This window comes from Halomonas sp. G11 (assembly GCF_001663515.1).
Classification (GTDB): Bacteria; Pseudomonadota; Gammaproteobacteria; order Pseudomonadales; family Halomonadaceae; genus Vreelandella.
The window spans coordinates 118,073-136,460 of record NZ_LYXG01000034.1; the positions used below are offsets into that span (position 1 = coordinate 118,073).

At 51.6% G+C, this 18,388-nt stretch carries 17 protein-coding genes; 7 read left to right on the top strand and 10 right to left on the bottom strand.

The window, feature by feature from the left end; translation table 11 throughout:
- Positions 1-45: 45 nt before the first annotated feature.
- The 9 genes from ADS46_RS13530 to ADS46_RS13570 all read right to left on the bottom strand — a co-directional run bounded on the left by ADS46_RS13530 (position 46) and on the right by ADS46_RS13570 (position 9,284).
- A complete protein-coding gene (locus ADS46_RS13530; RefSeq protein ID WP_066320920.1) occupies positions 46-930 on the bottom strand; it encodes a hypothetical protein in 885 nt (294 codons plus the stop codon).
- 124 nt (positions 931-1,054) lie between these two features.
- On the bottom strand, positions 1,055-1,666 hold the full coding sequence (locus ADS46_RS13535; protein ID WP_066320921.1) for a DUF6037 family protein: 612 nt from the start codon (positions 1,664-1,666) through the stop codon (positions 1,055-1,057).
- A gap of 208 nt (positions 1,667-1,874) precedes the next feature.
- On the bottom strand, positions 1,875-2,525 hold the full coding sequence (locus ADS46_RS13540) for a hypothetical protein (RefSeq protein ID WP_066320922.1): 651 nt from the start codon (positions 2,523-2,525) through the stop codon (positions 1,875-1,877).
- A 103-nt stretch (positions 2,526-2,628) separates the two neighbouring features.
- Complete coding sequence (locus ADS46_RS13545) at positions 2,629-3,165, bottom strand: hypothetical protein (RefSeq protein ID WP_066320923.1); 537 nt, start codon at positions 3,163-3,165, stop codon at positions 2,629-2,631.
- A 536-nt stretch (positions 3,166-3,701) separates the two neighbouring features.
- Positions 3,702-4,925, bottom strand: a complete 1,224-nt coding sequence (locus ADS46_RS13550; RefSeq protein WP_066320924.1) for an ABC transporter substrate-binding protein — start codon at positions 4,923-4,925, stop codon at positions 3,702-3,704.
- The gene (locus ADS46_RS13555; protein WP_066320926.1) at positions 4,918-5,961 is read right to left on the bottom strand and encodes a CobW family GTP-binding protein; all 1,044 of its coding nucleotides are present in this window, start codon (positions 5,959-5,961) and stop codon (positions 4,918-4,920) included. Before ADS46_RS13555 ends, ADS46_RS13550 begins: the two co-directional genes overlap by 8 nt.
- A gap of 41 nt (positions 5,962-6,002) precedes the next feature.
- The gene (locus ADS46_RS13560; protein ID WP_066320928.1) at positions 6,003-6,305 is read right to left on the bottom strand and encodes a hypothetical protein; all 303 of its coding nucleotides are present in this window, start codon (positions 6,303-6,305) and stop codon (positions 6,003-6,005) included.
- Positions 6,306-6,344: 39 nt separating this feature from the next.
- The gene (locus ADS46_RS13565) at positions 6,345-7,709 is read right to left on the bottom strand and encodes an amidase family protein (protein WP_066320930.1); all 1,365 of its coding nucleotides are present in this window, start codon (positions 7,707-7,709) and stop codon (positions 6,345-6,347) included.
- Positions 7,710-7,763: 54 nt separating this feature from the next.
- The gene (locus tag ADS46_RS13570; RefSeq protein WP_066320931.1) at positions 7,764-9,284 is read right to left on the bottom strand and encodes an NCS1 family transporter; all 1,521 of its coding nucleotides are present in this window, start codon (positions 9,282-9,284) and stop codon (positions 7,764-7,766) included.
- Between the two features lie 353 nt (positions 9,285-9,637).
- On the opposite strand from ADS46_RS13570, the gene ADS46_RS13575 reads away from it, so the two are divergent.
- From ADS46_RS13575 to ADS46_RS13600, 6 genes are all read left to right on the top strand, one after another.
- The gene (locus ADS46_RS13575; RefSeq protein WP_199825237.1) at positions 9,638-10,660 is read left to right on the top strand and encodes a GntR family transcriptional regulator; all 1,023 of its coding nucleotides are present in this window, start codon (positions 9,638-9,640) and stop codon (positions 10,658-10,660) included.
- A 415-nt stretch (positions 10,661-11,075) separates the two neighbouring features.
- Positions 11,076-11,957, top strand: coding sequence for a polysaccharide deacetylase family protein (locus tag ADS46_RS13580; RefSeq protein WP_066320934.1), 882 nt, complete (start codon positions 11,076-11,078; stop codon positions 11,955-11,957).
- A gap of 55 nt (positions 11,958-12,012) precedes the next feature.
- Positions 12,013-13,371 (top strand): MFS transporter, encoded by a 1,359-nt coding sequence (locus tag ADS46_RS13585; RefSeq protein WP_066320936.1) that lies wholly within the window; start codon positions 12,013-12,015, stop codon positions 13,369-13,371.
- A complete protein-coding gene (locus ADS46_RS13590) occupies positions 13,368-14,156 on the top strand; it encodes an SDR family NAD(P)-dependent oxidoreductase (RefSeq protein WP_066320938.1) in 789 nt (262 codons plus the stop codon). The genes ADS46_RS13585 and ADS46_RS13590 overlap by 4 nt, the downstream gene beginning before the upstream one ends.
- Positions 14,157-14,219: 63 nt before the next feature.
- On the top strand, positions 14,220-14,960 hold the full coding sequence (locus ADS46_RS13595; protein ID WP_066320940.1) for an SDR family NAD(P)-dependent oxidoreductase: 741 nt from the start codon (positions 14,220-14,222) through the stop codon (positions 14,958-14,960).
- Between the two features lie 18 nt (positions 14,961-14,978).
- The gene (locus ADS46_RS13600) at positions 14,979-15,773 is read left to right on the top strand and encodes a hypothetical protein (RefSeq protein WP_066320942.1); all 795 of its coding nucleotides are present in this window, start codon (positions 14,979-14,981) and stop codon (positions 15,771-15,773) included.
- A gap of 143 nt (positions 15,774-15,916) precedes the next feature.
- On the opposite strand, the gene ADS46_RS13605 is transcribed toward ADS46_RS13600, so the two are convergent.
- Positions 15,917-16,621, bottom strand: a complete 705-nt coding sequence (locus ADS46_RS13605; RefSeq protein ID WP_066320944.1) for a GntR family transcriptional regulator — start codon at positions 16,619-16,621, stop codon at positions 15,917-15,919.
- Positions 16,622-16,901: 280 nt separating this feature from the next.
- On the opposite strand from ADS46_RS13605, the gene ADS46_RS13610 reads away from it, so the two are divergent.
- Positions 16,902-18,341, top strand: a complete 1,440-nt coding sequence (locus ADS46_RS13610) for an NAD(P)H-dependent oxidoreductase (protein WP_066320945.1) — start codon at positions 16,902-16,904, stop codon at positions 18,339-18,341.
- Positions 18,342-18,388 lie beyond the last annotated feature (47 nt).

Sequence of the window (18,388 nt, forward strand, 5' to 3'; positions counted from 1 at the left end):
GAGCGGCAGCGGAACAAAGCGATCCCGTTGACGCACTTGTTAAAATCAATCCCTCTGAAAAAGTGGAGGATCCAGTATATATTCCATAATTCCAGCATGCTCACCTTGGTAGTGAACAGAAAGTGGACTCTCTGCGGGAATAACGCCGATCTCCAGTTGGCCGATATCCATACCCGGAACAAATGGTGAAAAGAACAAAATTCGCCCTTCGAAGAGCGCCATATCACCATTTACAACTGCTGGGGCTCTCCCTTCCATCATTTGGGAAAATTGTTCTGGCGCGCTAAATGCGATCGAGTAAGAATTTATGAAGTCCCACTCTCGATATGGTTCAGACGTATTTAAAGGAGCTTTTAATGCTAACCCTCTTCGGAAAAAGACGTCATTACTGCTTAGGTGGCTAGCGTTGGGGTGCTGCTGCTTCCATGCCTCAACGTGACGGTAAATCATCTGGTCATTTACAGTGAGGATGGCCGCAACAGCTTCCGCTGATATCAAAGGCTCGACGCCAGATAGGCTCTCGCGAACCTGAATGAATTCGGCTGGTTTGGTTATGCCAGATACTCGAGACAAATAGTCGTAAACCGACCTTTTCAAACGTCGCGGATTGCCATTCTCGCGAAGCCGTTTCCCATCAAACCATTCCTCTGCAATAACCGAACAAAATAGATCAAGTTCATGACAGCTAATGCGCTCCAATAGCTCTGAAGAGAACTCCTTTCGGAACTCATCTATTCCGTCAGAAAAATAGCTCAGAACGTCAGCTTCGAGTTCAGAACCATCGACCATTTTTATCTTCGTGCTATTGGGACTGCGCACAATTGAAGCGCCTTCCTCATGGGCAGCTATGAGGAATCGCTCCATAAATGCCGCAGATTGCTGATATTGCGGCAACAGTATCGTGTCAGAAGCTGTGTAATTCTTTTTCATGACTTTTAACGCCAGCCAGAATGCGCGGCTACGGAATGAAGGCGAAGCCGCAATGCAGTAGGCGTCGCCGTGACTGGCCTTGTTATATTCTTCACTTAATCACTTCTAATCAAATAACGAAAGATTACCGGCTGCCAAACTTAGATAGTATTTCTTCGTCTGTCTCCGCCTTCTCACTCTCTGATGAATAGCAAAAGCTAATTGTTCGATCATCGCAAAAGTGCGAATACAGATCAGGCCTTAGCAACCTTGTTTTATTATCGTTAAATGGTGTTCTATTTCTATTCTCGCCATTTCTTCTTACATCAAAGCAATACAGTTTGTTTGGGCATCCACTGTCGCTTGAGGATAAATCATTAACCATCGGGTTTTTTAGGCGATCGGGCTTATTTAACTCTACTCTGGTAGGTATAAACCTAGCGAACTGCTCATTAAACTGCTTCAAAATCTCACCAACATTCGAAGCATACTGTATACCAAAAAACTCCCTTAATTCTTTGGCACCTATAATAAAACCATTCACATTTACAGGGATTGTTATGTTTATGTTCGCATCACCCTCTCTCATTATTTTGGCTTTCATGAGAGCGAATTGAGGTCGTGCTTCATTATCCTGATATAGCTTAGCTAAAACTATATAATTATATTTTTTATACTTGAATGGAAAAGCGTCAATAACCCAACCATTTTCCTCCATATCTTCTTTAAGAAGCCGAAAACTCTCGAAAACACTCATGCAATCTCCCACCCAAAATTTACAATTTTATTCACGCCGTACAACCAATTATAAAATATATCTTACTTTCAGATTCTCAGCAAAAAACACGTAACCTTGTATTGAGTCTCGCGCAAACCTCCAGAAATATAACGCCGCCATAAACGGCGCGAGCTTGCGAGCGTCCGGCGACCGGAGGGAGCGAATTTGATGGCCTTGTTAGAAGATTTCATAGTTTGAGCTTCTTTTTTGCGACGCTCTTAAATTTAATGTAACTACTTCGAAACTCTTCAATCAGTTTATGCTCTTTACTTACGTAAACCTCGTATTCTTTTGTTTTACGTAAATCTGGTTGAAGCATCACCCGATTCCCACCAATATCAAAATAGTTTAATTGAAAATATGCTATTGCTTCTTCGAGTGTCGATTGCACCTTTTTCCTATTTTTCTCTAAGGACGCATTCCAATACTTAGAGTTGTATTTAGATATTTCCGAATAATAATCATCAAACAAGTCTTGATGTGAAGGAAACAAACAATGGTTCGCGGCAACGTGGTTAAGTGAGTCATTGATGTCCTCGTAACTTGCAATGGACTCCAAGGCATTAAAATTACTGACGTCTCTTTTTCTCCTTGGGCTCTCATCCCTATAAAGATAGTAATCAAGTAAAAACAACGATATCCCAAGACCAATCATTATCCAGCCAGCAATGTCATTACCCTGGAGTGGCTCTCGTGTATTGAACTCTACAAATAGAAGCGCAAGAGCCAAGATTAAATCAGGATTAATTGCCGCAATTCCGCCAGCAACTAGAATAAACCCGACAGACTTAAGACCTTTTGTAACTAAAATTTTAAGAATATTTATGACTCTATCCATCCGTACCTTCTAATGCCAGCGCACAACGGCGCCCTTGGAATGGAGGCGAAGCCGCAATGGAAAGGGCGTCCGGCGGCCGCAGGCCGCGAATTGATGCGCCTTGTTAGGCATCCTCTCGCCCTACCCAGAATTCAATCTCTCGGCTCAACGTGACGGGGAATGGCTCTTTCTGAAAGATCTCCTTCTCTTTCCACGGCTCCCACAAGAGGTAGGCAACGACTCGATGGTTGCCATCGATTATTTCGTGCTCGCCATCTTTCTCAATCAAAATCGGCGCGCAGGGTAAATTGCCGTTTTCTCGAAGATACTGTAATAATCTGGCGAGTCTAGGCTTGGCTTCCTCCCCCATGAACTCAGAATAAGCGCACGGGACACCAGCTGCATGAAAGCCAATCATCTCCTGGATGCGACGATTGCACTCCGGTGTTAGCACCAATGATGGAGGATAAATAACTTCTCTACTCCATTTTAATGACGACCAATATTTCAGGTCTTTATTCGCAAGCAAGCCCTGCCATCTACCTTCGAGAGGGGATGGTGGCGGCCAACCTTCAGACTCTGCGTAATAACCAATCCACTGATCGATTACATCATCCGGAAAGTTCGGTAAATCTTTGGAAACTTGCTCGATGATGCCCATCTCTCTTCCTTGCCTAACAGCGTATTAGACGGCACGCTCTATGATTGAATCAACGTGCTGCCACTTTTTTCCTGCAAATGTAGCCTACCAGATCCCCCCAAGCCTATGATTCTTCGAGCCATTAATTTCCATTAGGCTGTATATCCAAAATTCGCGCGCCTGCTGCATTTTCCAGAATGTCCGCTTAGGGCCGTTTTCTGCCCCAACGCTTTACAGCTATACATCACGTTTTACTTCCCTAGCTTGCTCATGCCCCTCAATTCTCTACTGAATTTAGCCTAGCACAAGATGGTTAAGTAGGCTGAGGATAGTAAGCCTTTCTTTCAACGCTCGGTCGTGGCGGACTTGATTAGGATTTATAACATTTTCCAGCGTTGGCGGGTTTGTTGCAGGAGCAGTATTGCTTAGATGGTAGCTGGTGGGCGAAGACACAATGCTGAGCAAACAAGAACCACGCGTAAGCTCCTGTAAGCCAAGAGGCGAGGTCGTGTGCTAATGGCCATCACGCTGTTAGCTGCCAGTGCAAAGCCTGCACTTTAAGCCGACATAAAATCATTCCAGCGCCTTACCAAATAGTTATGCTCATCCATGACGGTATTCCACACCGCGATGCGGCTCATTCTTGTCTGGTAGTCTCCGCCGTCGCGGATTTCGCCTCGATGAATCATATCAGAGGTGCCATCGGGGCCTGGAAGACTCTTGGCGGCAGGCTTACCGCCATACCAAAAGTCCCACTCAGCAGTGGATAGGTGAGGGCGGGTCAGTTCTGGGGTGGAAATGTAATAGCCTTGGCGGGCCATGACGGCGCCGGGCCATCCAGAAATCCACCAGTTGAGGTAGTCATAGGCAGCATCTAGTGTGCGCCCCTTCACATGGCGTGAGATTGACATGCCACCGTACCAGGCGCGGTAGCCCTCTGTTGGCGCCGCCATTCGCACCTTGATGTTGCGTTTTTTGAGGTCCGTCATGGCGGGCGACCATAGGCTTTCGATGCCGACTCGGCCGCGCACCATGTCGGAAGAGGCTTGATCCTGGTTGCTCCAGAAGGCGCGGAAGTGTTGCTGACGCTTGAGATTGATAAGGCAATCGATAAGGCTGTCGATCTCTGTCACGCTGAGATTGCCAAGGTCTTCGAACTCGACCAGCCCCGCTGCTTTGGCGGCCAGTGCGGCGTCAATGGCGCCGATGGCGCTGTCATTTTGCAGGCTGACCAAGCCTTTCCAGCGCTTGTCCAACAACCAGCTCCAGCTCTCTTGGTTGATATCCAGCCCTTTAGGGAGCATGTCCATGCGATAACCGAAGCTGTCCACATTGTGGCTAACTGGGAGCATGGTGATATGCCCGCTTGGGCGAGGACCATAATTGCCATCGGGTTGGATGTAGAGAAGATTGACCGGGTTACTGCCTGCACCAAGAGGCGCGTGGGGGGTTAGCCTACCTGTCTTTGGCAGGTCATTGATCATGTCCCAGTGTTTAATGCGATCCACCTGAATGGGTTGAATCGCATTAGCGGGCCACACGAAGTCCACGTTGTGAAACCATTGGTCATAGATATCGAAGCTGTCAGGGGTTAGCACCCCCGCCTGCTGGGCGGCAACGCCATCGAGTACCTCAAAGGTAAGGCGAATACCCAGGTCTTCCCTGGCACGCTTGCGAATGCTTTCAAGCAGTGTCACCGAGGTGCCGAGCACCCTCAGGGTGACGGGGCCACGATTCACATAGGGCGCGGCACACTCTTTGGGTGATGCAGCTTCATGCATGGAATATCCTGGGGCTTGGGTGGTTGCTAACGGCCTTCATGAAGGTCTCCAGCGAGTCTGTCACGCGCTTGGCGGTGATGCCATGAGTGATAAAAATTAGCTCCGAGATGCGATCGTTGTTAGGCCAGTCGCTTACGTGCTCGGGTGGATGAACGGTGTGCTGAACACCGTGTATGATCACCGGGCGAGTATCGTCTTTGACATGCAACACGCCTTTGACTCGCATGACTTGACTGCCATGGCGATTGAGCAACATCGAGAGCCAAAGGCCAAAGCACGTCCAGTCCACTTCGCCGTCGAAGCAGAGGCGGAATGACTGAACATCTCCAAGGTGAGAAGCCGCGTCAGGTGCTGGCGGCTTACGCCAGGGCCCAAGCCATGTTTTTACCTCTGAGTAACTGTAGTGGTCAATATGCGGCCCACTGCCGAATAGCTCATCACTGGCCTGCTTTAAGGCTTCCTGCCCCAATTGCTGCGCTGCCGGGTTGATGGAGTCAATCAGGCTCTGAACCTCATCAAGCTGGGCTTGATCGACCAGGTCGACCTTACTGATGACGAGTTTGTCGGCTACCGCAATCTGGGATTCCCACACCGGCTGGAGTCTGTGGCTAGTGGTTGCGTTGAGGGCATCGACCAGCGTGAGATTGGTGCCTGGGCGCAGGTGATGGCGTAGCACAGGGTCTGCGGTGATCGTTGAGGCGATGGGCCCGGGGTCGGCCAGGCCAGTGGTCTCCAGAATGATTCGTTTGAAGGGTGGAATTTTACCGTCCTGCCGCTGTGACATCAGGCGTCTTAAGGCATCAGACAGCTCGCCACGAATGGTGCAACAGACACAGCCACTGGAGAGCAGCACGGCATCTTCGGCGATTTCACCCAGCAGGCGGTTGTCCAGGCCCACGTCGCCGAACTCGTTGATCAGCACGGCGCTGTCGCCGAAGTCTTCACTGGCCAGTACCGATTTGAGCAAGGTGGTTTTGCCACTGCCCAGAAAGCCGGATATCACGTGAACCGGTAGCAGTGGCGTCTCGTCGTTCATTGATCGGCTCCTCTCAGGGGCAAGCTAGAAACATCTAAGCATCAGTTTAACGATGCCAGAAAATTCTCATCCAACGGGTCGATATCCCGCCCGGTCATCAGCTCGGCTTGGCGCCAGATGCCACCCAGATCCTGGACGATCTCGCGCTTGCCTGTTGCGCTGGCAATCACAAAGCTGGATGCCTGAAAATCATCGAGCACGAGACGATGTGGCTTAAGTACGCGGTTGATCAGCTCTGCCCGGTAGGCTCTGGCACGGCGACGCTCGTAGTGCGCCTGCTCAGGGTCTTCGATGTGAGTGCTCCAGTGGTCTTCACCGCCGAATACGCCGCATAATCCGCACATAAGAGCTCCTTTAACAGTTGATTCAGATTGGCAATGGGCCTATTGGGATTTATTGGGGAGACTCAAGTGATCGCTGGCGGCAAGGGTTACGCGCATAAGTGCTTCATCCTCTCCGCAAGGTGCCGTTAGCTGGATGCTGGTGTGCTGGTGATTCTCATCAACACCACTGGGCAGTGCGACAGCTGGAGCGTCTAGCAGGCTCGCCACCATGCTTAGCCGCAGCGTGGCGAGATTTACTGCAGCGAAGCGCTCTGGGTCATCTTCCAAAGGTGCAAGGAGGGGGGCCGTGTGAGCAACGGTGGGGGAGAGTAGCGTCGCCCCGGCGAGTTCATGGCGAAGCTGAGCTTGAAGCACCCGGCGTTGGCGATAAAGCGTCACGATGCTGTCCGGTGCCATCTTCTGGGCATTTAACAATCGCTGCCGAACTCTGGGATCCATAGTGTCTGCAGCGCCACTTTCCAGCAGTTCACGGTACTCGGTGTACGCTTCTGCGGCGCCCAGCCAGCCGTGATGTTGAATGAGGCTGAGGGTGTCGCTCACGCTGGCAAGCTTGCGTCTGATCAGGTGAAAGCCCGCATTAGCAAGCTGCTCGGCGCTGCGCTCCAGGTTTTGCCGCACACCTTCTTCTATGCGCTCGTCGTCCAGATAGGCGGTATCCAGCACGATTACCGTGCGTTCGGGGTCAGCACCCTCCCGCGTTGTAACCTCTTCTCCTCGCATCGCATCGTCGATGGCCAAACAGTCTTGTAGGGTTGTCGCGATGACGCCAATGGTGTCCAGGCTATGGGCGAGTGGAGTCACGCCTTGCAGACTATGGCGAGCCTGGGATGGGCGATAGGAGGTAAGGCCATTAAAGGCGGCAGGTACCCGCAGCGAGCCTGCCGTATCGGTGCCTATCGCTGCAGGTACGATGCCTTTGGCGACGGCCACTGCTGAGCCAGCACTGGAGCCGCCGGGCACTCTGGGCTCTCCCGTACCCGGCGTATGGTGAGGCGTGCCATAGTGCGGGTTCAGCCCAAGGCCTGAATAGGCCAGTTCGGTAAGGTTGGTCTTGCCCAGGCATATCATGCCAGCCGCTGTCGCATGGCGAACCGCCGTGGCATCGTACGTGGCGGGCCCTTCGGCGAGCACTCGGCCGCCAGCCGTCGTTGCTACCCCAGCAACATCGAATAGATCCTTCCAGGCGAGCGGGACACCATCAAGCGGCCCTAGCGAGATGCCGCGTTCTTGGCGCCGAGCAGCGGCCTCGGCTTCGAACATGGCGCGCTCTGGAGTGAGCGATATAAAAACGGCGTCACTGTCTTTAGCTGCCGTCAGGCATTGGCGCGTCAGCATGACAGGGTCGAGCTTGCCATGTTGGATGGCTTCGCCGATGGCAAGGGCAGTGCTTGGGTAATCGGTCATTATAAAAATCCCCCGAGTTGGCCGACTGGCGCAGTAGCGATGGTTAATGCCAGCTTAGCGATCTTCACGCTTAAGTGCAGAGGCCGGGATATCGTCGGCTGTCAGGCGCTCGAAGCGTTTCTGCTCGGTGTAGACCCAGTTAAGCCCTACTGATGTCGCCAGAAAACGATCATCAAAATTACTATCCAGCTCTTCTTGGGGATAGCGACGCAGGATCCAGGTTTTCATCAGTATCACGTACACCACCAACGCGGTGATGAAGCCAACGGCATAGGCGTACTCTAGGAATATAAGTGCCATGGCCCCGCCAGCCAGCCAGGCGATAATGCCAGCTGGGTTGAAGCCGTTGAAAAAGCGGAACTGGCCTGCGGGATCGTACAAGGCGGGCACGTTAAGGCGACGGTGCCGCAAGATATAGTAATCTGCCACCATAATGCCGCCGACAGCGGAGAGTACCGCGCCATAGTAGCTGAGGAAGGTAAACAAATTGTTCAGAATCAGCCAAGGCATGGAAGCGGTGCCGATGATACCGGCGATAATCAAGGCGACAGGATAGCTAATACGAGGGGCACCGGCATTGACGAAGGTAAGGGCAGCCGGAATCAAGTTGGCGGCATTATTGGTAGACCACTGAGCCAATATCACCATGGCTAATAGTGCCACCATGGTGAAGCCCCCGCCCTGGCCTTGAATGACGGTGACGGGGTTCCAGTCACCTGCTGCGATAAAGGACACGCCACCAATCAACGCAACCCAGGCCTGAGTCGCCGGTAAGGCCAGAAACTGTGCGACGAAGACGTTGCGATTGCGGGCAAAGAAGCTGCGTTGTCCTCCTGGCGTGCGTAGGAAGCGGGTCAAGTTGGGAATATCCACCGCTAGTGCTGACCAAAAAGCCATGTTGGCGAAGAACAGCACCAAAGGCACTACTTGTTGATCGCCAACAAACGTCCAGATATTGATGCCGTTGGTCTCAGCTAACACGTTGAGCGTGAAGTACATCCAGACTGAGATGGCGACGATGCAGGGGGCGGCGATAGAGGCGAGTAATTCTACTGCGCGAATGCCGAGAGCGGTGTTGACGATCTGCACGACAGCGAAGAGCACATACCACAATACCCAATTATCAAACCCCCACAGGTATTCGACAATGCCGTTAAGCGCCAGGGCGCCGAGGTAAGTTTGTACGCCGAACCAGATGGCGGCGACCACACCACGTGAGACAGCCGGAAGATGCGTGCCCTTGAGCCCAAAGGGGGCACGTAAGTAGACGGCAAAAGAGAGGCCGTGCTCTGTTCCTATATCAGCGGTAAGACTCATGACGACGCCAAGCACAAGGTTGGCAAGGAAGATGATGGCCACGACCTGCACCAGTGGCAGGCCAGCAACACCGCCAGCGCCGAGCTGGAAGGTGGCAATGATGACGGCCATCCCGATCCATAACCAGATAAAACCAAAGAAACCGATCGTTCGCTGATTCAGCCAGACCGGCAAGATGGAGGCTTCCAGCAAGTTCTGGTGGCTATTGTCTGATCCAGCCGACGTTGCTGGTTCGTTGATACCTTTTGTGGATTCCATTGCATTGTTCCCCTGAGTTGTTGGTGGTCAGTTTTGGTGACAATGGCGTGCTCATTTTTTAAATTATAAAATGTAGTATGGATACAAAAATCATTAGTTAGCAAGAGGCGCGCTGTAATTCCACGGCGCAAATTGGCCTGAGATAATCTAAAATTCTGTTTTTGAATAAAAAAATTAAGCAAAATCAGGGTGAGTGTCTTTTGGGGATGATGCGTGGGTTGTTGTCGCTTTTGCTCGGCTCAAAAGGCGGGGTAGGAAGTGTTAGAATATAACAATTTGAATGTGCCGTTGCTTAGATGGCGATAGGTAAGCAGGCTTGGTAATCCCTAGGGAAGGATAAGTTTGTGGAGGATGTGGTTCTGACCATTGACGATAGTTCTAATAGTGTTCAAGAAGGGCAAGCTCCACGCTATGCCAAGATTCAAGAATCGTTACGTGATGCCATTCTGTCTCAGCGTTTGCCGCCCAGCCTGGTGCTGCTTGAGGGGCCGCTGGCGAGAATGTATGGAACTAGCCGCGGGCCAGTTCGCAAGGCGCTTGAGCTGTTGCATCAAGAGGGGTTGATAAGTCGCTTTGAGGGGCGTGGTTTTTTGGCAACGTCCGAGCCCGAAACGGTCACGCCGGAGCGTCAGACGCTGACGCCGGAGATGTTGGGTCTCGCCTCTGATTATAAGTCCCAGATCGATGCTCGTCCGATTTCTGACCGCATATACGCCGAGGTGGAAGAGGCTGTTGCCACATGCTTAGCCTTTGGTCATTTTCGCATCGTTGAGACGACGCTTAGTGAATATTATGGCGTCAGTCGTACTGTCGCCAGGCAAGTGCTGGGACGCCTTCGTAACCAAAGGTTGGTAGAAAAAGATAATTACTCGCACTGGTTGGCGGGGCCTCTTACTGCCCAGGCAGTGGCTGAAGATTTCGAAATTCGTGCGCTGCTTGAACCGGCGGCGCTTAAGGCTTCAGGGCCTCTGCTGGAGAAAGCCGAGTTAGAGGCCATGAAAGCAAACACCCAGCGCTTGATTGATCATCCCGAACTGCAGAATGCGGAGTCGATCACACACCTTGAGCAAGATTTGCATCAACGCTGCCTGCGTCACTACCGAAATCGCAAAGCTTGCGAGATGATTGCCCAGAGCCAACTGCCGGTGATCGTCAATCGCATGTTTTTTCAGACGGTCGGAGTGCCCCCGAATGAGCCTCTTTTGAGGGAGCATCAGCTGGTGCTTGACCATCTCTTGTTTGGTGCTTTCGATGCTGCCGCTTCAAGTTTGCAAGCACATCTCCAGGCTGCTGCCGAGCGCACCCGGCGCCGGTTAAAGGTATTGTCCGTTTTTCCCGAGCCTGATCTCCCGCCTTACCTGCTCAAAATTTCTTGAGCCACCCTCCTCAGTGCCCCTGCTGTCCTGTAGGCCGCTAGATGCTTGCAAAAGGGGCAGTGGAGCCTTTTCTTAAAATGTAATATGGATTCATTAGTCCAAAAATGCTCAATTTGAGGGCATTTAAATTATTTTTATCTCCTCTTCAGCTATGTACTGCACCAAGCAGTCTAGGTATTTGTAGTCAAAATTTATGAATTTATTGATTTTATGGCTCGATTTTAGGGCTTTTTAGCGTTTTTTTGCCTTATTGGTGCAATTGGAGTTGGTTTGCTGAGCGATTTTGGACATCAGCAATGTGTTATTGACAGAAATGACTTTTGTGTCCAGCCTTCAATTTATGGCGGTTGGTGATAGCCATCATCCGCCTACTGCAAGCACACCATGATCAAGTACCAACAACGAGGTGTTCAAAATGGCTAAAAAAGAGATTCTCTGTGCATTTGGCGTTGACGTTGATGCCGTCGCTGGCTGGCTGGGGTCTTACGGTGGTGAGGATTCGCCCGACGATATTTCCCGCGGTTTGTTTGCTGGTGAAGTGGGGGCGCCGCGTCTGCTTAAACTGTTTGAGCGCTACAACCTGAAAACGACCTGGTTCATTCCCGGCCACAGCATTGAGACCTTTCCGGATCAGATGAAGGCCGTGGTTGATGCCGGTCACGAGGTTGGCGTTCACGGCTATAGCCACGAAAACCCTATCGCTATGACGCGTGAGCAAGAGCGGGACGTGCTTGACTACAACATCGAACTGGTTACCAAACTATCCGGTAAGCGGCCGACAGGCTACGTGGCACCGTGGTGGGAGTTCAGCCCGGTCACCAATGAGCTGCTACTCGAGCGTGGCATCAAGTATGACCACAGCTTAATGCACAATGATTTTCATCCTTACTATGTGCGCGTCGGCGACTCCTGGACCAAGATCGACTACTCCAAGCCTGCGAAGGAGTGGATGAAGCCGCTGGTTCGCGGCAAGGAAACCGATTTGATCGAGATTCCTGCCAACTGGTATCTCGATGACCTCCCGCCGATGATGTTCATCAAAAAAGCCCCTAATAGCCATGGTTTTGTTAGCCCGCGCCATTTGGGTGAAATGTGGCAAGACCAGTTTGATTGGGTCTACCGCGAGAACGACTATGCGGTGTTTACCATGACCATTCACCCGGATGTGTCGGGCCGCCCTCAAGTGCTGATAATGCTTGAACGTCTGATTGAACATATGCAGAGCCATGAGGGCGTGCGCTTCTGTACCTTCGATGAGATTGCTGACGACTTCGCTAAGCGCAGCCCGCGCAGCTGATGTCGAGAAGCACTGTTAATAATACAAAACGATAATTGAAAAGAGGGTGAAGTCGATGGCCGAGCCAAATTCAGTTACAACTTCCGAGGCAAGTCAGCACGCTGATGAGCCCTGGAATGCTGTCATCACCAAAAAACAGATCGGCTATGCCTCGCTGGTTTGTTTCATTGCCTGGGTGGCGTCGGTCTACGACTACACCCTGTTTGGAACCTTACTGCCCGTGATTGCCGAAGACTTTGGCTGGAGTGCTGCCAAGGCGACCGCGATTAATACTTACGCCACGATAGGGGTATTCCTTGTTTCATTGGTCGTCGGCTTTCTGATTGACCGCTATGGACGCAAGAAGACGTTGATCATGTTGGTGATTGGCGGTGCCGTTAGCTCTGGCCTGTCGGGGGTCGCCATCGGTGCCGCTTCAATGGTGATCATCCGGGCCTTTTCTGGCTTTGCGGTTTCTGAGGAGGTGGTTAATGCCGTCTATCTGAATGAGATCTACAAGAAGGCCAAGGGCCGTGGCTTCATGTATAGCCTGGTTCAGAGCGGCTGGCCAGTTGGCGCGCTTTTGGCAGCGGGTATGACGTCGTTGCTGCTACCTGTGGTGGGCTGGCGTGGCAGCTTTTTTGTGGCGGCCTGTGCCTCCATCATTGTCATCGTCATGGCGATCAAATTACCTGAGTCGCCAATATTCGCTGCGATCAAGGAAGTCGAGCGTCGGCGAAAGGCTGGAGATGCTGAAGGAGCCGCTAAGCTGGCTGCTGAACAAGATATTGAGGTCGATACAGGCAGTAACATGGGGCTGAAGGGCGTATTTGCGCCTGAATTACGCTGCCATACCATCTCTTTATCGTTGGTCTGGTTATTCAGTTGGATGGCGATTCAAGTCTTCGCAGTGTTGGGTACGACAGTGCTAGTGGAAGCGAAGGGAGTTAGTTTTGAAAACTCTCTTTACGTGTTGATCCTGGCCAATGCCGTTGGCTTTGTAGGGTACCTGAGCCATGGCTTAGTAGGAGATCGTATCGGCCGCCGTAACACTGTGCTGATGGGGTTCCTGCTTGGTGGTATAGCCAGCATCTTTATGTTGCTTGGCCCGGCAGATGACAGCTTTATCTACATGATGTACGCCATCACTTTGTTTTTCTTGCTTGGTCCTTTTGCGGCGATCCTCTTCTATATGGGGGAGTCTTTCCCTCCTCACCTTCGTGGTACTGGAACGAATGTGGCTCACGTAATGGCTCCGTTAGGTGCGATTGCTGGTTCGGGTCTTGTCTCAATACTTCTGACAATTGGTGTGCCAATGACTTGGGCCGCGATTTTGGCTGGCTCTTTGCCGTTGGTTCTTAGTGGCTTGTTGATGTTCGGTACGCGCCATGTGGATCACCTCGAAAATGACCCTATAGAGGAGGCTGTGGCATGAGCGTATTAGCGCGCGACGATGGTTTGGCAGGCAAGGTGGCCATCATCTCAGGTGCCGCTAGCGGCATTGGTCAAGCCCTTGCCGTCAGCTATGCCAAAGCTGGCGTTAAGGTGGTGGCAGGCTACTACCCGAACGATCCCCATGATGTAGAGGAAACGGTTTCCGCGGTAAAAGCCATTGGCGGAGAGTGTGTGGCGGTTGCATTAGATGTGAGAGATGCCAATCAATGCGATCACTTTGCACAGACGGCTATCGACACTTTTGGTGCTCTGCACATCGTTGTTGCCGGTGCTGGCATTCTGCGCCAGGCACCCTTAGAGGAGCTTAGCGATCAGGCATGGGACGACATGCTATCCGTAGACTTGACGGGGGTAATGAGAGTGTTCCGTAGCGCTTCCAAGTTGATGCAGGAAGGGGGCTCTATGGTGGCTATTTCCTCTATCGCAGGAGGCGTGTATGGATGGGATAACCATGCCCATTATGCGGCAGCCAAAAGTGGCTTAGTAGGATTAGTAAAGTCTCTGGCGGTTGAACTGGCCCCTCGCGGTATTCGTGTTAATACCCTGATTCCTGGATTGATCGAGACGCCTCAGTCTTTGGATCCGGTTAATTCGCTGGGGCCAGACGGCTTAGCGGCAGCCGGTAAATCAATCCCCTTGGGGCGTGTGGGGTATGCCGATGAAGCAGCCCGTACTGCGCGTTTTCTGAGCAGTGACGATGCAGCCTACGTAACAGGCCAGCAACTGGTGGTCGATGGCGGCTTGACCGTGCGTTGGCCGAGCTAATCGTCTGCCTATGAAGCGAGGAGATATCCTCGCTTCTTTTATTTAATAAGCTGGGTGATCCTTATGTCTAAAAAACTTCAGGGAAAAGTGGCGCTTGTCGTGGGGGGCGCTAGCGGTATCGGCCGGGCTATTGCGGAGTGTTTTCATGCGGAAGGGGCCGCCGTTGCCTTGGCTGATCGCAATCGTGACGCATGTGAAGAGTTAGCAATATTACTCGGAGCTAGTGCAACGCATCATCGTGTCGATGTCGCTGATGAATCTTCTGTTCAGTCGATGGTTAATGAGGTGGTACGCCAGCACCAAGCTATCGATGTACTGGTCAATTGCGCGGGTATTCTGGATGAAACGCCTTTCTTGGAAATTTCTGCTGAGACTTTTGATCGAATGATTAGTATTAACCTGCGCGGTGCTTTCTTGGTTGGGCGCTATGTTGCTGAGCAGATGGTTAAACAAAAAAGCGGCCGGATCATCAATATTTCCTCCCAGCTAGCACTCAAGGGAGGCGTGGGCTTATCGCACTACTGCTCAGCGAAAGCCGGGCTACTGGGGTTGACTAAGTCGATGGCCAGAGAGTTAGCCCCCTATGGGATTCTTACCAACGCCATCGCCCCAGGCCCTATTCTAACGCCGATGTTAGAAGGGCTTAGTAAAGAGTGGGTGGCCAATAAAGAAGCCGAACTCCCTCTCGGCCGATTTGGAACAGCAGAAGAAGTGGCGCCCACGGCGCTTATGCTCGCTGCCTCACCCGATGGCGATCTTTACCTAGGGCAGACGCTTGGGCCTAACAGTGGCGACGTCATGTAGTGGGCTGAAAATAAACTTATGCTAAGCCTTATTTTTGTAAAGTGGTTTTCCACCACGCTGGTGGTGGTCTGCGTATCAATTGCAGCCGTGCGCCTGGGCCCCAAGATCGGAGGTGTTTTGGCAGGTACGCCAATAGTGCTGGGCCCAGGCTACTTTTTCATGATTCGCGAGCAATCCGACCCCTTCGTCGCTGATGCGGCTCTGGGCTCTTTGCATGCTATGTTGGCGACGTTGATATTCTGTCTTAGCTACGTACTGCTGGCGAAGCGATGGGGCGCTGTTGTCAGTGTTGCTTGCTCTGCACTCATTTGGATGGTTGCAGCCGCAATAGCAGATCAGCTACCAGGAGGCGTTTACTTTGCACTGGCGCTTTTTGGCGTAATGTTAGCATTTGCGCGGACTTACGTTAATTCAATGGGGCTCTCTTCCAAAGCCGTTTCGGCGCCCGTACGTTGGGGAGATTTGCTCGTTCGCGGTGTGTTAGCGGGAGGTGTTGTATGTTTAGCGACAATTCTATTGGTGAATGTCGATCCTGCTATCTCGGGTATTGTGCTGAGTTTCCCTATCGGGATGTTGACGATTGCGCTGACACTTCATCAGCGATATGGGGTTGAAGTAGCGCGTGTTACGTTAGCCAATACGCAGCTTGGAATGCTCAGCTTGGTGGCGTTTAGTGCTACGCTGGGCTTAAGCGTTGAAGTAGTTTCCGGAAGCTTAGCATTTTTATTTTCATTGGCTTTGTCGATTTTAGTAAGTTTCTTGCTATGGCTTTTAGTGGGGATAAATGGTCGTAGAGTTTTTCGGCGAGCGTGATGACTCAACGAATTAAATATAACCATGCGGTTACAACCTAGCCTTCAAGAATGCAGTGGTAGTTCAGGTGGAAGATGTGTGTCTTGCCCTAAAATACAAAACACCCGATGCGCTGCATCGGGTAATATAAAAGTTAATCGGCATCAACCTATTTCAGTACTAGACTGCGGCTCAATCCGGTCGTCGTCCTGAGCACTTTCTTCATGCGCGTATTTTACCCATGTCTTGCCAAGATGGTTGCGTAACTCACGGCCGATGCGCTCTACATCTCTGGCCTCCATGGCGGCCATGATGGCTTCGTGCTCTGCCATCGCAATCGACCATTTGTCATTCTTCTGATTGGAGAGATAACGCACTCGGTACAATTGGCGACTTAGGTTGCCATGAATTTCTACAAGTGAGGCGTTCCCCGACAGAGATACAATCCGGTTATGAATTTCTTGGTTGAGCCGAAAGTAGTTCTGTCGATCTCGACGCAGGAAAGCCGCTTTCATTTCAAAGTGAAGAGCCTGAAGTTCAGCTATGTCGTCATCAGTAGCCTTAACACATGCTAGCTCTGCTGCGGCCTGTTCAAGAACGCTCAGGACGTAGGCTTTTTCCTGAATATCTGCCGGGCTGACATCAGCCACCACGGCCCCTCGATGCGGAGAAATGACGACTAATCCTTCGGCTGCCAGGGTTTTTAGGGCTTCTCGCATGGGGGTGCGTGACACTTTCAGTTGGTCAGCCAAGGTACGCTCAGGCAGCCGCTGCCCTGGTTGGAAATGATCCATGACAATATGTTCGCGCAAGTAGTCAGCCACTTTTTCTACCAGTCCTGCACGGTTCGTAGTCTCTATCTCTTCCATTTAGCATCGCCACAGTAATTAGATTCCTGTCGAAATAATGGCATACCATATAAACCCTTTCAAATATAACTCAATTTTTGTTATTGACTAATCTCTTTATAAAACAATTAGTTGTTTAACTTGTTTTAGCTATTGCGACCAAAGTTCAATCGCGGCGACATTGACCTTAAAAATGGTATACCACTACATTGCATTAAAACGACCTCGCTTCGTTAGCACGTACCCTAGTGCATCGTGGCCATGACCCTACCGAGGGCGCACCGGGAGACATCTTCAAGTCATGAATTTTCTACAGCACTTTGATTCTGAAAAAGTTATTGAGGCATGCGTTGCTGGTGCCGGCGACTTTGGGCGTGGTGTATTGCGTCAGGCAGGGCAGATGAAAGGACTGTCAGTGCGTATTGCCGTAGACGTTAATGCTGATGTGGCCGCCCGCGCCCTCCAGCTTTCAGGCGTGCCAGATAAAAAAATAATGGTATGCCATAGCAGTGCGGAAGTAACTGAAGCCTGGGATAAAGGGCTCTTTATCGCCTCAGGCCGTCTTGAACTCGTGACTCACCTGCCATTCGATATTTTAGTAGAGTCAACTGGTATACCAGATGTGGGGGCTCGCCATGCTGAGCTCGCTATCCAGGCCGGTAAGCACGTAGGTATCGCGACGAAGGAAACGGAGTCGGTTGTCGGTCCCTATCTCACTCGCCTGGCCGAACGCCACAAGCGGCTTTTTACCCCGTTGGACGGCGATCAGCCCAGTTTGTTGATCGGGCTTGTTACGTGGGCGCAGACATTGGGCTTCGAGGTTGTCGCGGCTGGCAAAAGCAGCGAATACGATTTTATCTGGGATGAGCAGGACGGCGCGGTCTGGTGCAACGGTCAACGCTACCCGGCACCCGATTTGAAAAGCTTGTGGGCCCTGCCAGAAAACCAGGAGGCAACCACCGTTACGGCACGCAGCAAGGCGCTATCGGCGATTCCACAGATTTCGGTGCCGGATCTCTGTGAGATGACCAACGTCGCCAACGCCACCGGACTGATCCCCGACTGTCCTGCTTTTCATGCCATGGTGCTACGCACTCATGAAGTCCCGACCCTACTTGATCATCGAGAGTTTGGGGGGGTATTGCAGGGCAGTGGTCGATTGGAAGTGTTCAACTGCCTACGCCGACCCGATGAAGTCAGCTTTGCCGGTGGTGTCTTCGTCGTCCTGCGCTGTGAGGACCAGGAAACATGGGAATTACTACATGGAAAGGGGCATGTGCTTAGCCGCCGTGGTCACAGTGCGATGGTATACCTTCCGCGCCATCTACTAGGGCTCGAAGCGCCCATTTCCATGCTTGATGCGGCCCTCAAGGGACTTCCTTCTGGCGGTGGATCAGCGGTCAAACCGCGTGTCGACCTTATCGCTCGGGCCACGCAGGACTTCGTTAGTGGGCAGGCGCTCGAAATGAAAGGCCATCATCGGCATATCGAAGGTCTGAAGCCTGAAGTTCACGATGCTGCTCCATTATCTGCATCTTCTCCTGTCCCGTTTTATTTGCTGCCTGGCGCTGAAATTGTTCGCCCGATTAGTGCGGGTCAGCCTATTACGCTTGATGATGTTTCGTTGCCGGATTCGCATATGCTTCGGCTTCGTCTTGAGCAAGATGCCATGTTCTTTGAGAACTTGGCACCCTCAAATAGAAACCTAAAAAAGGAGACTCATCACTTAAGAGACGCTTAACCTGTTGTTCGTTCACTAAGCATTACAGCGACACTAAATAACAAAAT

Excerpts from the sequence above, each read along its gene's own strand:
- ADS46_RS13570 (WP_066320931.1), bottom strand. The coding sequence starts at position 9,284 with ATGGAATCCACAAAAGGTATCAACGAACCAGCAACGTCGGCTGGATCA.
- ADS46_RS13605 (WP_066320944.1), bottom strand. The coding sequence starts at position 16,621 with ATGGAAGAGATAGAGACTACGAACCGTGCAGGACTGGTAGAAAAAGTG.
- ADS46_RS13535 (WP_066320921.1), bottom strand. The coding sequence starts at position 1,666 with ATGAGTGTTTTCGAGAGTTTTCGGCTTCTTAAAGAAGATATGGAGGAA.
- ADS46_RS13585 (WP_066320936.1), top strand. The coding sequence starts at position 12,013 with ATGGCCGAGCCAAATTCAGTTACAACTTCCGAGGCAAGTCAGCACGCT.
- ADS46_RS13580 (WP_066320934.1), top strand. The coding sequence starts at position 11,076 with ATGGCTAAAAAAGAGATTCTCTGTGCATTTGGCGTTGACGTTGATGCC.
- ADS46_RS13550 (WP_066320924.1), bottom strand. The coding sequence starts at position 4,925 with ATGCATGAAGCTGCATCACCCAAAGAGTGTGCCGCGCCCTATGTGAAT.
- ADS46_RS13540 (WP_066320922.1), bottom strand. The coding sequence starts at position 2,525 with ATGGATAGAGTCATAAATATTCTTAAAATTTTAGTTACAAAAGGTCTT.
- ADS46_RS13565 (WP_066320930.1), bottom strand. The coding sequence starts at position 7,709 with ATGACCGATTACCCAAGCACTGCCCTTGCCATCGGCGAAGCCATCCAA.
- ADS46_RS13530 (WP_066320920.1), bottom strand. The coding sequence starts at position 930 with ATGAAAAAGAATTACACAGCTTCTGACACGATACTGTTGCCGCAATAT.
- ADS46_RS13555 (WP_066320926.1), bottom strand. The coding sequence starts at position 5,961 with ATGAACGACGAGACGCCACTGCTACCGGTTCACGTGATATCCGGCTTT.
- ADS46_RS13560 (WP_066320928.1), bottom strand. The coding sequence starts at position 6,305 with ATGTGCGGATTATGCGGCGTATTCGGCGGTGAAGACCACTGGAGCACT.
- ADS46_RS13600 (WP_066320942.1), top strand. The coding sequence starts at position 14,979 with ATGCTAAGCCTTATTTTTGTAAAGTGGTTTTCCACCACGCTGGTGGTG.
- ADS46_RS13545 (WP_066320923.1), bottom strand. The coding sequence starts at position 3,165 with ATGGGCATCATCGAGCAAGTTTCCAAAGATTTACCGAACTTTCCGGAT.
- ADS46_RS13610 (WP_066320945.1), top strand. The coding sequence starts at position 16,902 with ATGAATTTTCTACAGCACTTTGATTCTGAAAAAGTTATTGAGGCATGC.
- ADS46_RS13590 (WP_066320938.1), top strand. The coding sequence starts at position 13,368 with ATGAGCGTATTAGCGCGCGACGATGGTTTGGCAGGCAAGGTGGCCATC.
- ADS46_RS13595 (WP_066320940.1), top strand. The coding sequence starts at position 14,220 with ATGTCTAAAAAACTTCAGGGAAAAGTGGCGCTTGTCGTGGGGGGCGCT.